Annotated in this window: 12 protein-coding genes; 9 read left to right on the top strand and 3 right to left on the bottom strand. The window is 48.9% G+C overall.

The window, feature by feature from the left end; genetic code table 11:
* The first annotated feature begins 206 nt into the window (after positions 1-206).
* On the top strand, positions 207-815 hold the full coding sequence (locus tag I5M27_RS01580; protein WP_200504277.1) for an alpha-ketoglutarate-dependent dioxygenase AlkB family protein: 609 nt from the start codon (positions 207-209) through the stop codon (positions 813-815).
* A 326-nt stretch (positions 816-1,141) separates the two neighbouring features.
* Here I5M27_RS01580 and I5M27_RS01575 read toward each other — a convergent pair whose 3' ends face one another.
* Entirely contained in the window at positions 1,142-3,433 is a 2,292-nt protein-coding gene (locus I5M27_RS01575) for a gliding motility-associated C-terminal domain-containing protein (RefSeq protein ID WP_200504276.1), read from the bottom strand.
* 427 nt (positions 3,434-3,860) lie between these two features.
* On the opposite strand from I5M27_RS01575, the gene I5M27_RS01570 reads away from it, so the two are divergent.
* The 8 genes from I5M27_RS01570 to I5M27_RS01535 all read left to right on the top strand — a co-directional run bounded on the left by I5M27_RS01570 (position 3,861) and on the right by I5M27_RS01535 (position 10,235).
* Positions 3,861-4,307 carry an SRPBCC family protein gene (locus I5M27_RS01570; protein WP_200504275.1) on the top strand — a complete coding sequence of 149 codons (447 nt, stop codon included), beginning with the start codon at positions 3,861-3,863 and terminating at the stop codon, positions 4,305-4,307.
* Positions 4,308-4,326: 19 nt separating this feature from the next.
* Positions 4,327-4,704 (top strand): VOC family protein, encoded by a 378-nt coding sequence (locus I5M27_RS01565; RefSeq protein WP_200504274.1) that lies wholly within the window; start codon positions 4,327-4,329, stop codon positions 4,702-4,704.
* 293 nt (positions 4,705-4,997) lie between these two features.
* Positions 4,998-5,981 (top strand): ABC transporter ATP-binding protein, encoded by a 984-nt coding sequence (locus I5M27_RS01560; protein ID WP_200504273.1) that lies wholly within the window; start codon positions 4,998-5,000, stop codon positions 5,979-5,981.
* A 58-nt stretch (positions 5,982-6,039) separates the two neighbouring features.
* Positions 6,040-6,834, top strand: a complete 795-nt coding sequence (locus tag I5M27_RS01555) for a HipA family kinase (RefSeq protein ID WP_200504272.1) — start codon at positions 6,040-6,042, stop codon at positions 6,832-6,834.
* On the top strand, positions 6,812-7,195 hold the full coding sequence (locus I5M27_RS01550; protein WP_200504271.1) for a DUF3037 domain-containing protein: 384 nt from the start codon (positions 6,812-6,814) through the stop codon (positions 7,193-7,195). Before I5M27_RS01555 ends, I5M27_RS01550 begins: the two co-directional genes overlap by 23 nt.
* Positions 7,196-7,928: 733 nt before the next feature.
* The gene (locus tag I5M27_RS01545; RefSeq protein ID WP_200504270.1) at positions 7,929-8,768 is read left to right on the top strand and encodes an alpha/beta fold hydrolase; all 840 of its coding nucleotides are present in this window, start codon (positions 7,929-7,931) and stop codon (positions 8,766-8,768) included.
* A 57-nt stretch (positions 8,769-8,825) separates the two neighbouring features.
* Positions 8,826-9,239 carry a DUF6157 family protein gene (locus tag I5M27_RS01540; protein WP_200504269.1) on the top strand — a complete coding sequence of 138 codons (414 nt, stop codon included), beginning with the start codon at positions 8,826-8,828 and terminating at the stop codon, positions 9,237-9,239.
* 174 nt (positions 9,240-9,413) lie between these two features.
* Positions 9,414-10,235 carry an OmpA/MotB family protein gene (locus I5M27_RS01535; RefSeq protein ID WP_200504268.1) on the top strand — a complete coding sequence of 274 codons (822 nt, stop codon included), beginning with the start codon at positions 9,414-9,416 and terminating at the stop codon, positions 10,233-10,235.
* Between the two features lie 78 nt (positions 10,236-10,313).
* Here I5M27_RS01535 and I5M27_RS01530 read toward each other — a convergent pair whose 3' ends face one another.
* Together I5M27_RS01530 and I5M27_RS01525 are read right to left on the bottom strand one after the other, a co-directional pair.
* The gene (locus tag I5M27_RS01530) at positions 10,314-11,789 is read right to left on the bottom strand and encodes an NAD(P)/FAD-dependent oxidoreductase (RefSeq protein WP_200504267.1); all 1,476 of its coding nucleotides are present in this window, start codon (positions 11,787-11,789) and stop codon (positions 10,314-10,316) included.
* A gap of 264 nt (positions 11,790-12,053) precedes the next feature.
* Positions 12,054-12,719: a carboxypeptidase-like regulatory domain-containing protein gene (locus I5M27_RS01525; RefSeq protein WP_200504266.1), complete on the bottom strand. Its 666-nt coding sequence runs from the start codon at positions 12,717-12,719 to the stop codon at positions 12,054-12,056.
* Between the last annotated feature and the right edge of the window lie 131 nt (positions 12,720-12,850).

The raw sequence follows: 12,850 nt of genomic DNA, 5'->3' as shown, positions 1-12,850 counted from the left end.
AAGCATAGCGTTTTTATTCTTGGGGTAAAACAAATTTGAGCTGGTTTTGTGGTGCAGGGTTCGTTAATTTTGCTTAATAATCCGGGAAAGGAACCGGGTTGCTGCATTTGCGTGAGGGATAGCAGCGGAAAGCCCGCAGCGCAGCGAGGACTTGCAGCGGATAGCCCGGCCCGCAGGGACACGCCCACATCTAGAAAAAAACGAAAATGGATCTGTTTGGAAATCTGGTAGACGAAAAAACCAATTTATTGCCCGAAGGCGGCACGGTAAATTATTTCGGGAAGATCATGCCGCTTCAGGAAGCAGACCGGTTTTATGATTTGCTGCTGCACCAGATCGAATGGAAAAACGATGAGGCTAATATTTTCGGGAAGCATTTTATTACCAAACGAAAAGTGGCCTGGTACGGCGACCGCGAATTTGCTTATACTTACTCCAACACCACCAAACAAGCCCTGCCCTGGACGCCGGCATTGCTGGAACTGAAAGCGCTGACGGAAGCCAAAACCGGCACCACGTTTAATTCCTGCCTGCTGAATCTGTACCATTCGGGCGAGGAAGGCATGGCCTGGCATTCCGACGACGAAAAAGCTTTGGGCCGGAACACGACCATTGCTTCGCTGAGTTTTGGAGCAGAGCGGAAATTCGCTTTCAAACACAAACAAACCAAACAAGTGGTTTCGCTGGTGCTGGGGCACGGCAGTTTACTGGTGATGAAAGATGCCACGCAAACCAACTGGCTGCACCGCTTACCGCCTACCAAAACAATTTTTAAGCCCCGCGTAAACCTCACTTTCCGGACGATCATTGATTGATGGCTTAGCGATTGTTCCTTGTATTCCGGGTTTATATCGTTCCTTTTTTTAGAAAATCCCGGGTTTCAGGAACCAATTTTTAGGAGCTATCTCGCAAATACGCTGATCAGTTTCTGAAATTGCTTCGGTAAACAGAATTTTTCCGTAGCGCAGGGTTTAAACCCTGCGCTACGGAAAAATTCTGGCTTATGAGATAAATTTTAGCCTTTTTGAATAAGCAGTTTTTACCCCCAAATACATACCGTTTTTCAAAAAAATACTCCGCAGACGCTGGACCGGCGGAGTATTTTTCTTCACTTGAAACTATCCTCTTGAAACAAAACAACTTAATCGCGGACAATTTCGAACCAGCCTTTATAGGTTTTGCCGTTGTTCGGTTCTTTGATCACGTAATAATACGTGCCGTCGCTGATGCCCTGGCCGTTGAAACTGTTATCGTAATTGCTGTAAGCTTTCAGGAGCACGCCCCAGCGGTTGTAAATTTTGAGCGAGGTATTGGGTTGGATGCCCTTGTAAACAAAAGCATCGTTGCTGCCGTCGTTGTTTGGCGTAATGATGTTGGGCAGGAAGAAAGGCCCCACTTTTACGGTTACTTCGCGCTCGGCTTTGCAATTGGCTTCTTTGCTGGAAACCGTAAGCTTGTAAGTGGTGGTTTTCAGCGGCGAAGCAATCGGGTTCATAACTGTGGAATCTGATAAACCGGTGCCCGGCGACCAGGAATACGTGTAAGTTGCCGGATCTGCGTTTCCTAAGCTTACCTGCAGCGGGGCAGAACGTCCGAACCTAATTTCTTCCTGCCCCCGGGCGTACAGCACCTGCAAATCGTTAATAACCGGCAAAGGCTGCACCTTCACTGCAAAGGAAATCGTATCGACGCAACCGGAAATAGCACTGGTAACCATCAGGTTGTAGCGGTAGTTTCCCGGCAAAGTTGGTTTTATAGTGATATCTTTCTGGTTACTGGTATTAGGATCGAAGCCGGCATGCAGGGGATCGGAGCCGGCACCTAAACGCCACTGGTAGGTGTAACTGGCTTTTTGCGGCTTCGTTGCCGGCGGAATAAGCAGGGAATCGGGCCGCAGCAATACTACTTTCAGATCGGTCTGGTCGCCGAGGCAAAGGGTGCGTTGCTTTAAACCGCCATCCGGTTCGGCAAAGTTATTTTCCACTACGTGAATGCGGTAGATGTAGGTGGCGGTTCCTTTTATCGGGCAATGGTCGTCGGTAATGGTTACGGGCAGGTAATAATCGCGGCCCACGTGCTGCGGTTCAGGCGTGATATAAAGCAGGGCTTCTACTACCGCCGAACCGTTATTCCGGATGCTTAAATGGCTGTTCGGCATTTGGTCTACCACTTTGGTATCGAAAGTTACCGTAAGCTTATCGCCCGGGTTCGGGTCGGAGAAAAGGAAGCGGAGCGGCGTGGAGTTACAGGTCTGCACTTCAATAATGGTATCGCTCTTGATGGTGGCATTGAAAATTGGTGCCGGCGCCGGAACATCCGGTTGAGTGGTCTGGTTTCCGGAGCAATCTTCCACAATGAACAGCATATCGCGCCGCACGTGACCAACTTTAACCATGCTGCCGTTTACTTTTCTGAATTCGTTTATCTGCACCACTACCACATATTTGTTGCGCCCCAGGTCCGGATCCGTGCCCGGGTAATAAGCCGAAGGCGTAAAGATCAGTTCGCCGCTCAAAGGGTTGAGGCTAAAAGCTGGCGTGGCCGCCCAAACCAGGGTCGTTCCGGTGGGCGAATTAGGGTCCTGCATGGGCACCGTGGCCGGGCCGTTCCAGTTAACCGTTACCGAAGGCATGGGATAGGTGGGCGTGAAAACAGGCGGCATTGCGCCCTGCACGAGCGCAACCTGCGGGCGCAAGGGATTGGAATAAGGGCTTTTCGGATTTGGATTGTTAAAAGTAGTTCCGGGATTGAGTACCAAAGGGTTGGGTTTATAAGCAATGGGCGTATTATAATTCGATTGTGCGGCAATTAACTCGTACGACAGAGAATCTCCTTCCAGCTCGTTGGCATTGAGGCTGAAACGGGTCTGCTGCCCGAAACACACAATGGGAATAGGAATATTGTTGCCGCTGAACTGCGGCGATGAATTATAAAATTGCACCTGCGAATTAACCGTCGGACGCAGTTTTACAAATGCTTCGGTATAAATATAATCCTGGCCTGTAATGTTTTCGTTGGTGTTGCGGGCGCTGTTGCGGGTACTGAATATTAAGTCGTTACAGGCTATTTCGGCGGCGTTTAAAACCACCAGCGCGGTAAACGTAACTTCCTGGTAATTTGGCCTTCCGGAAGTGGTGCAAGGGTTGCCCACAGCAGGGCAATACGGGGTGCCGGTTATGAGCCCGCCCTGCATGGTCATGGGAATGACGCGGCCGGTATTACAGCCCGGCGACCAGACTTTCAGATCATTGTAGGTATAGGCAGCCGCCCCGGTGCAATCGCGGTAAACTTTGGCCGTTACGATGTACACATTTGGCGAAATGCAGTTGTAAGTAAGGTCGCCGCCCTGAAAGTGAGTGGCTAAAACGCGGGAAGAAAGCCCGAAGAGCACGCATGCTACTAATAGGGCCATCAATTTTATCTTGGTTTTCATGTTTCTTTTGTTAGGTTAGAAAAAAGGCAATAGCATTCCTCCGAAACAGGGTTCTGTTTCAAAATTTGGCTACCATAAACGCTATGGATCTACTCTTTTGCATCCGGGCAATGCAGGCCTTTCATTGCCGGAGCCGGAGTTCAGTAAGACAGCGCACAAGCTATGGGGAAGCCATGCATTGCTTGTTCGGTTGTGCTGCTGCGTGGAAAGGCTTTCTAATAACAGGTCGCAAACTATTCGCAAATGGTTGCTTCCGTTGGATAAATATTTTATGCGCCTGCTTTAACTGCAGCAGTTTTAGCGGTCAAATCCATAGCGTTTTCTATGAAGCCCGGGGAAATAATGGCCTTAAAATTGGGTAAACCAAGCTTCCGGGCTACATTTGCAGAATGCCGGTAATGCTTCTTATTCTTTTCCGGAAAAACCTATGCACGCAAACCAATCCATTGAAATAGAACGCACTTTTAACGCTCCTGCCCAAACCGTATGGCTGGCTCTTACCGATAAAGACCAGATGAAAAAATGGTATTTCGACCTGGCAGAATTTAAGCCGGAACCGGGTTTTGTGTTTAAATTTGAAGGCGGTGCGGAAAACCGGAAATTCCTGCATTTGTGCGAAGTAACCGAAGTAATTCCGGAGCGAAAACTGGCTTACAGCTGGCGCTACGATGGATTTTCCGGCAATTCGCTGGTAACGTTCGAACTATTTCCGGAAGGCGAAAAAACCCGTTTAAAACTGACGCACGCCGGCCTGGATACCTTTCCGGCAAACGAACCGGCACTAGCCAGACCGAATTTCGTGGAAGGCTGGCAGCAGATCATCGGCGTATCGTTAAAGCAATTTCTGGAAGGCGCTCCGGAAACAAAACGGTAGGGATTTAGCTCAAAAAACCATGAAAATTGCCTTAACCAGCATCTTTGTAAACGACCCGGTTACCGCTTTTAAGTTCTACACCCAGGTGCTGGGTTTTATAGAAAAGCTCTACCTGCCGGAACAAAACCTGGCCATTGTAGCCTCGCCAGAAGAACCCAATGGCACCGGGCTTTTGCTGGAACCCAACGAAAGCAAGCTGGCGAAAGCTTACCAAACCGGTTTATATGCCGCCGGTATTCCGTGCATTGTTTTTGGCGTAACCAATATGAAAGCGGAATATGAAAAACTGGTTGCCAAAGGCGTAACTTTCCGGCAGGCACCCATTAAAACCGAAGCCGGCACGCAGGCGCTTTTTGAAGATGGCTGCGGCAATTTAATTCAGCTTTACCAGGCGTAATTTTTACGTTTACCCTTTTAGCATTGCAGTTGCCGGAAGCGCAGCCGTTAAAAGTTGAGTGCTTTAATAACCGGCAGCAAGGTGTTCTGTGCGCTACAGACCACGGTAAACAGCAAGCCGTTACCCCGCAAAACTAACTTGGCCGGAAAAACAGGTTTCTGAAAAGGCTTTCCAGGAGCAAAAGTTCCCTCCGAAGAGAGGAATCGGGCAATCTAAATTTAACCCTGCTACGTTAGCCTCATAAGGAGATCTCTCTCTTTGTTGCGTAAGCTTCGTAAATAAAATACCAAAAAATGCCCTTATTAGAAGTACAGAACATTAGTTTTCAGGAGCGAAACCATACCGTTCTGGAAGACATCAGCTTTACCCAGCAGGAATTTCAGAAACTGGTAATTGCCGGCGAAACGGGTTCGGGAAAAAGTACGCTTTTGCAGATCATTGCCGGGCTGGTGCAACCTAATGCGGGCGAAGTCTTTTTTGATGGCACGCGCGTGCGCGGTCCGCAGGAAGTTTTGGTGCCGGGGCAGGCAGGCATTGCTTATTTAAGCCAGCATTTTGAATTACCGCAGTTTTTACGGGTTGAACAGGTGTTAAAATACGCCAACACCTTTGCCGAAAATGACGCCGAAAACTTGTATGAGCTCTGCCGGATCGGGCATTTGCTGAAACGCAAAACCAGCGAACTTTCGGGGGGCGAACGGCAACGCATTGCGCTGGCCAAACTGCTGCTGGGCGCGCCCAAACTGCTGCTGCTCGACGAACCTTTTTCGAACCTGGACAACGGCCATAAAAAACTGCTGAAAACCGTATTACACGACATTGGTGAAGAGCTGAAAATTACCAGCCTGCTGGTTTCTCACGACCCGTTGGATACGCTTTCGTGGGCCGATAAAATTCTGGTGCTCGAAAATGGCCAGATCGTGCAGCGCGGCACGCCGCAGGAGATCTACCGCCGGCCGGTAAACCAATATACCGCCGGCCTTTTCGGAAGCTACAATTTAATTCCCCCGCCCTTAGCGTTCGGGTTCGAAGCCATGCTCCGGATTGCCTTATCGGAAAAAAGTTTGCTGATCAGGCCGGAGTGTATAAAAATTAAAGACGCCGCTGAAAACGGTATTCCGGGCACAATAAATAGGGTGCAGTTCTTTGGCAGTTATTCGGAAGTAGAAGTGCAGCTTGCGGGCATTCCGGTGATTGTGAAAACGGTAGGATTTAAGGGCAAAAAAGGCGAAAAGGTTTGCATTACGGTGGCGGCGGAAGACGTCTGGTACGTGTAATGCTTCCGTTTTATTTAAGTGCGTATTTTTGTTTTTGGTGTAACGATAGAAAGTAAATATGAATTATTATCCGCCTGAGATCAGGTCTGTGGAAGTTACCCGTTACTTAACGCCCTTGCGCGAGGGTGGTTCGCTGCCGGCCATTGTGGAAGCCGACGACGCTTTTTTATACGCCCTGAAGTTCCGCGGGGCGGGCCAGGGCGTAAAAGCGCTGATCGCGGAACTGGTAGCCGGCGAAATTGCGCGTTTGCTGGGTTTCCGGGTGCCCGAAATTGTGTTTGCAAACGTTGACGAAGCTTTTGGCCGCACCGAACCTGACGAAGAAATTCAGGATCTTTTGCGCGCTTCCGAAGGCCTTAATTTAGCGGTGCATTACCTGAGCGGCGCCATTACTTTCGATGCGCTGGTGAACCAGGTAGATGCCAAAACAGCTTCTGGCATTGTGTGGCTCGATTGCCTGGTAACCAACGTAGACCGCACGGCGCGCAACACCAACATGCTGATCTGGCACAAAGAACTCTGGCTCATAGACCACGGTGCGGCGCTTTATTTTCACCATTCGGGCCAGAACTGGGAAGAGCAGGCCAAACGGCCTTTCGTGCAGATAAAAGACCATGTGCTGCTGCCAAAAGCTTCTGAACTCGAAACTGTTGATGCGGAATTCCGGAAAATACTGACGCCGGAACGCATTCAGGCCATCGTTAATTTGCTGCCGGAAGACTGGCTGGCTACATCGGCTTTTGAAGATGCGGAGGAAAACCGGCAGATGTACGCTAATTTTTTAAACACCCGGATCGCGCATTCGGAAATATTTGTGCAGGAGGCGAAAAATGCAAGAGAAGCACTTATTTGAGTACGCCGTGCTCCGCGTAATGCCCAGGGTAGAACGCGAAGAATTCCTGAACGTGGGGGTGATTTTATACTGCGCGTCGCAGGGTTTTCTACAAACGGTTTTTCATTTAGACGAGCCTCGCTTGCGTGCTTTTTCTGCTGAACTGGACCTGGAAGAAATAAAGGAACGTTTGCAGGCTTTCGAACGGATTTGCCAGGGCGGCAAAGCTGGCGGAACCATTGGAGAATTGCCTTTGGCGAGTCGTTTCCGGTGGCTTACGGCTACTCGCAGCACCGTGGTACAAACTTCTAAAGTGCATCCGGGTTTGTGTAATGATCCGGCAGGAAAATTGGAGAGGTTGTTGGCGGAGCAGGTTTTGTAAAGTGGTTTTTGGGGTTGGAAGGATAGCGTATTCCACGTCATCTCGACGATAGGAGAGATCTATTTTAAGAAAGTAACCTATTGACTTTTTAAGTGTGAAAACATACCGTTCTTTGCGTTATCTCGACATTAGGAGAAACCTCATACTGTTGGTAGTTATGTTTGCTATTGAGTTTTTTACTTTGAATGGATACCGTTTTTTGATCGCTGATTAAACTGATTAAAGATTTCGCTGAATGTCAAAGCTGATTGCCACTGGTTTTAACCCGTGGAGCATTACTGCAGCATATTGAGTTTTTCAGCCTGAAAGGAGTTCTTTTTCATAGCTTGCTTTTCGCTTTCAACCTCTAACTTTTAACTTTCAAAAGAGCTTTCTCCCTCGAGCCGGGTGGCTTCGTTTCTGCGTTCGCGTCTTCTATTCAAACTGGCCTTGCGGCCTGCCTAAAGGCACCGTACGAATAGGAGGCCGCGCACGCAGAAACTGGTGTCGGTTTCCTCCGTAGTAAGCTTTCTTTATTTTAGTTTCTCAGATAACGTGATCTTCAGGATACGCTGCGCTGGCGATAAGCGTGAAATCTTGTTTTTGAAAATCCTGCCTATCCTTTAATCTTAAAAATCGTGTTCAGACAAAAATCCATGAATCCTATAAATCCCAATTCAGACAAATTCACAGCCGTCTGCTTTTGCTGAAAGCGTGAAATTCGTAACTTCATTTTTTCAAAACTGCTGCGACCATGGCTGAAAAAATAATAGAAACCAACGGCGTTGAAATTTGTACGGAAACGTTTGGCAACGCTACTGATCCCTGCATTTTGCTGATCATGGGTGCCACGGCTTCCATGATCTGGTGGGATGAGGCATTTTGCCGGAAACTGGGGGCGCAAAACCGTTTCGTGATCCGCTACGACAATCGCGATGTGGGGCGTTCTTCGGTATTTGAGGAACTCAATTACGACGTTACCGATATGGCGGCCGATGCGTTTGGGGTACTGGACTTTTACGCAATAGAAAAAGCGCACCTGGTGGGCATGTCGCTGGGTGGAATGCTGGCGCAGATCATGGCTTTGCAGCAACCGGAACGGGTTTTGAGTTTAACGCTTATTGCTTCCAGTGTGTGGGCCAACCGTCCGGAACTGCCGCAGATAGATCCCAAATTTCTGCAATACCATAGCCGGGCCGCAACTTTAGACTGGGAAGATAAAGCCGAAGTACAGGATTACCTGGTTGGCGGCTGGAAACTGGTAAATGGCTCGGCAAGGAAGTTTGACGTAGTGCGGTCCAGTCAGCTCGCTTTCCGGGAAATTGACCGCGCGAATAGCCTTATCAGCATGTTTAATCATGCTATGCTGGGTGGCGGCGAAGCGTATTATGATCGCAGTTCCGAAATTAAAGCGCCGGTATTGATTATTCACGGCACCGAAGACCCGATCCTGCCCTACCCCCACGCGCTGGCTTTGCAGGAAGCTTTTCCGGGAGCCAAACTGCTCAGGCTGGAAGGCGTTGGGCACGAACTGCACGAGCAGGATTGGGAACTGATCATACAGGAAATAGTAGCGCTTACGGCTGGAAAATAAACTGAACGGGAAAGCAAAACCCGGCTGAGAACTTATGGATACCAACTAAGAAATTCTATGAGCTATAAGAACGCGTTCGTTAAAGTTTCGGAAGATTGCCCGGTTACCGTTGCTGAAATTCCGGTGGCTAAAAACGGCAAAAGACCGGCGCATTTCATTCAGTACGAGATTTTAACCCGGAATCCCTACCGTTTCGGGCATGAGGAACTGATCTGGGAAGTATATGTGCAGCAAAAAGAGATTCCGAAGGAAGTGCTGGAAACGGAAGGCGAAGAAATAAAAGCACAACTGTTTTCGAAAGGGCACCCGTGCATGCGGGCGTCGGCTTTGGTGAAACGTTACGGCTTTGGCGCGCATTACGACGAGGCCGGAAAAATTGCCGTTTATCCGCTGGGTTCATCGGAATACCAGCAATTGCTGGCGCAGGAAAACGTAAAAGTACTGCCCGGCATGCGATCGAAGAAAGCCTGAGCTTACCGTTTTAACAATTTCAGTACGGAACTTAAAAAGGCAGAACGCTACACTTTTCAGGGCGAAAACCATAGCGTTTTGCATTGAAAGAGTACATTTTGCCGGGAAATAATGTTTGAAAGGCAATAGAATGCTAACTTTGTCGTACAAGTAATCAAACCATCCTAAATCAACATGAAAAAATTAGTATTGCCGGCACTGGCAATCTCAATGGCCTTCACCGGGTGCGTAAGCTCCAAAAAATACAAAGGCCAGACGGCCAAATATGAAGCCCTGCAAAAACAGTTCAACGATTGTAATACCGAAAAGGAAAGACAAACGGCTAAGATCAGCGCCATGCAATCGGAGATCGATAACCTGAAAGCTAACAGCACAGCGTTGCTCAACCAGCTGAGCAATTTCTCGGTGATCAGCCAGCAACAAGCCGATAATATCCGCCAGTCGATCGAGAACATCAACCAGAAAGACGCCTATATCAAGAATATGCAGATCTCGCTGCAGAAAAAAGATTCGCTGAACCTGGCTTTGGTCATGAACCTGAAAGGCGCCCTGAAAGACGTAAACGACCAGGACGTGGAAGTGAAAGTAGATGGCAGCGCCGTTTTCATTTCTATTTCAGACAAAATGTTGTTTAAAAGTGGCAGCTACGAAATTACCCCGCGCGCTAAGGATGTTTTAGGCAAAGTAGCCGCCGTGGTGAAAGCCCAGCCCGATGTGCAGTTCATGGTGGAAGGCCATACCGATAACAAACCGATTAAAACCACTTTCATTAAAGACAACTGGGATCTGAGCGTGCTTCGTTCTACAGCTGTAGTGCGGGTTCTACAACAGAACTACGGCGTAGATGCCAAACGCATGATTGCCGCAGGCCGTTCTGAATACCAGCCGCTGGTAACGAATAACACGGATGAAAACCGTTCGCGCAACCGCCGGACCCGCATTGTAATTCTGCCGCAACTGGATCAGTTCTTTAAATTGATGGAACCGAAAAAGTAATTTCTGAAAACCGGAATAAAAAAAAACTCTGCTGCCTGTACTGGTTGCGGAGTTTTTTGCTTTAAAAGCCTACCGTTTTTAAGCCACTGGCGGCAGATTTTGCGGCGGTTGGTTCTGCTGTTCTTTCGGGGCTTCCGGCGGACTGGTATCTGTAGCCGGCGGAAGCGGCTCGGCTGGTTTCGCAGATTGCAGATCAGGCGAAGCTAGCGGTTGCGGTTTTTCCTGCGGGGTTTCGTTGCCTTGGGCCTCCGGGCTGGCGTCGCCTTTTTTCTTGCGCGGTTCTTTCCAGTACGGCCGGATAATGAGGCGCAACGATTGGTCGTAGGTAAAATAATTCCATACCCAGGTAAAGAAAGTTATTACCCGGTTGCGGTGGCCGGCCAGACTCATTAAGTGCACAAAAAGCCAGACCAGCCAGGCAAAAAAGCCCTGAAACTTGAACTTCGGCAGATCTACCACCGCTTTGTTGCGGCCCACGGTTGCCATGGCACCCTGGTTGTGATAAACGAAGTTTTCGGGCGTTTCTTGGTTGAGGATGCGTACCAGGTTTTTGGCCAGCAATTTGGCTTGTTGCATGGCCACCGGTGCTACCATGGGGTGGCCGCGCGGCGTATCTTCGGTAACTATCTGGGCACAATCGCCGATGGCAAAAATGTTTTCGTAGCCTTCTACTTTATTGAATTGGTTTACGTTTATGCGCTGGTTTTTGGCTACGGCAGTTTCCTGCAAGCCCGGCAAAGCGGTACCACTCACGCCGGCCGCCCAGATCAGGGTTTCGGCGTGAATGCTCTGCCCCTGCCCGAAATAAACTTTGCCGTCTTCGTATTTTTCTACCGGCGCATTTATCCAGACGTGCACGTCCATTTCTTCTAGGTATTCCTTGGCTTTGGCCGAAGCTTCGGCGCTCATGCCGTTGAGTAAAACCGGGCCGGCTTCGATCAGGTAAACCTGCATGCTGCGAAAATCGAGCTCGGGGTAATCTTTGGGCAACACGTTGGCTTTTAATTCCGCAATCGCGCCGCTTACTTCCACGCCCGTGGGGCCACCTCCTACCACCACCACGTTCATGAGTTCTTCTTTCTCGTAAGTGGTGTTCATTAAAAGCGCCTTCTCGAAATTCTGGAAAATATAGCTCCGCAAATTCAACGCGCTCGGAATGGTTTTGATCTGCATAGCCGCTTTTTCGATGGTTTTATTGCCGAAAAAGTTGGTCTGGCTGCCGGTGGCAATCACTAAATAATCGTAACTGATCGGGCCGATGTTGGTTTCTAACTGGTTACTGCCGGCATTGATTCGGGTAACTTCGCAGTAGCGGTAAATGAAATTTTTCTGGCCCTTGAACATTTTGCGGATCGGGGCCACAATGGTATCGGGCTCCAGGCTGCCGGTGGCTACCTGGTAGAGTAAAGGCTGAAAGTTGTGGTAATTGTTGCGATCTAAAAGCACTACCTGCACCGGAGCGTGCCGCAGTTTTTTCACAAGCTCCAACCCGCCAAAACCGCAACCGATAACTACCACGCGGGGCAAATTGGTAGCCGGAATATTTACGTTCATACGTTCGTTTTTAAGATTTTTAGATTATTCGATATTCGGTTGTCCGATTATCAAATACAAGCTGATTATTAAATCATCAGATCATCGAATATTCAAAAATTCGAATATCGGATTTTCTTACTAGGCTTACTCAAAATAAGGAAAGAGGTTGCTGAAAAACGCTATGGTTTTGTCCTTAAAAAGTACGAAGCAGCCTGCAGGGCACAAAAAATAACGCCTGAAAACGGTAGGTTTTCAGGCGTTAAAAGTCTTTATTCAGCAGGGTTACTTGTCGGTTTTCTGATTTTTCAGATCGCCGCGTTTTATGGCCTGGATCAGGTCGTACCAGGCGGTAAGCGGTATGGTTGGGGCCATGTAGCGGCGTTCGATATTCGCATCCTGCAGGCGCATCCGCTCCCGGAAGTTAACGCCCGGAGAAGCCGGTGCATCGAGCATCATGCGTTCTATAATGGCTTCGTTCAGGTTTTTGGCTACGGCTTTCTGGTCTTCGTCCGGCAGTTTAAGCGAAAGGAATGCGCGTTTGAAAAGTTCTTCGGTAGAATAAGGGAAAATCCGGACTTCGGGCAGCGCCGTCTGGTCTTCTTTCATTTCAATGATCACCGAATAACTATCGCCGCGGAACGTTCTGGGTATTTTAATGAACTGCGATTTGAACCCTACCGAACTGAAAACCACGCTGTCGCCGGCCAGTACGGCCAGGGAAAAATAACCATACTGGTTGGTGGTGGTTCCGCGGCCCGCTTTGGGCACGTATACGCTAGCGCCTACCAGGCCGTATAAACTGTCGCCGGCGGTAACGATACCGGTTAGCTGCACCACTTTGGCTCTGCCCTGGGCAGCCGCTTTTTGAGGAGAAAGTACCAGTAAAAAAGCTGCCACGGTAAAAACCAAAGCGGTAAAAATATTTCTGAAACCTGTAAAAAAATGCATACTGGCAGGTACGTTAATGTTGTAAAGGCAGTTTTGCCGGAAATACAGCGTTTGCTTCGCCGCTATACAATAATACCGCATTTCTGGTATTATTGATGCAAGCCGGCTAAATTTGTTTCACCTTAATTCCA

The sequence above is a fragment of the Adhaeribacter terrigena genome, from assembly GCF_016623615.1.
Lineage (GTDB): Bacteria > Bacteroidota > Bacteroidia > Cytophagales > Hymenobacteraceae > Adhaeribacter_A > Adhaeribacter_A terrigena.
This window is presented reverse-complemented; position numbering and strand designations above follow the sequence as displayed.

Coding starts and splice junctions, on each gene's coding strand:
- I5M27_RS01580 (WP_200504277.1), top strand. CDS start 207: ATGGATCTGTTTGGAAATCTGGTAGACGAAAAAACCAATTTATTGCCC.
- I5M27_RS01575 (WP_200504276.1), bottom strand. CDS start 3,433: ATGAAAACCAAGATAAAATTGATGGCCCTATTAGTAGCATGCGTGCTC.
- I5M27_RS01570 (WP_200504275.1), top strand. CDS start 3,861: ATGCACGCAAACCAATCCATTGAAATAGAACGCACTTTTAACGCTCCT.
- I5M27_RS01565 (WP_200504274.1), top strand. CDS start 4,327: ATGAAAATTGCCTTAACCAGCATCTTTGTAAACGACCCGGTTACCGCT.
- I5M27_RS01560 (WP_200504273.1), top strand. CDS start 4,998: ATGCCCTTATTAGAAGTACAGAACATTAGTTTTCAGGAGCGAAACCAT.
- I5M27_RS01555 (WP_200504272.1), top strand. CDS start 6,040: ATGAATTATTATCCGCCTGAGATCAGGTCTGTGGAAGTTACCCGTTAC.
- I5M27_RS01550 (WP_200504271.1), top strand. CDS start 6,812: ATGCAAGAGAAGCACTTATTTGAGTACGCCGTGCTCCGCGTAATGCCC.
- I5M27_RS01545 (WP_200504270.1), top strand. CDS start 7,929: ATGGCTGAAAAAATAATAGAAACCAACGGCGTTGAAATTTGTACGGAA.
- I5M27_RS01540 (WP_200504269.1), top strand. CDS start 8,826: ATGAGCTATAAGAACGCGTTCGTTAAAGTTTCGGAAGATTGCCCGGTT.
- I5M27_RS01535 (WP_200504268.1), top strand. CDS start 9,414: ATGAAAAAATTAGTATTGCCGGCACTGGCAATCTCAATGGCCTTCACC.
- I5M27_RS01530 (WP_200504267.1), bottom strand. CDS start 11,789: ATGAACGTAAATATTCCGGCTACCAATTTGCCCCGCGTGGTAGTTATC.
- I5M27_RS01525 (WP_200504266.1), bottom strand. CDS start 12,719: ATGCATTTTTTTACAGGTTTCAGAAATATTTTTACCGCTTTGGTTTTT.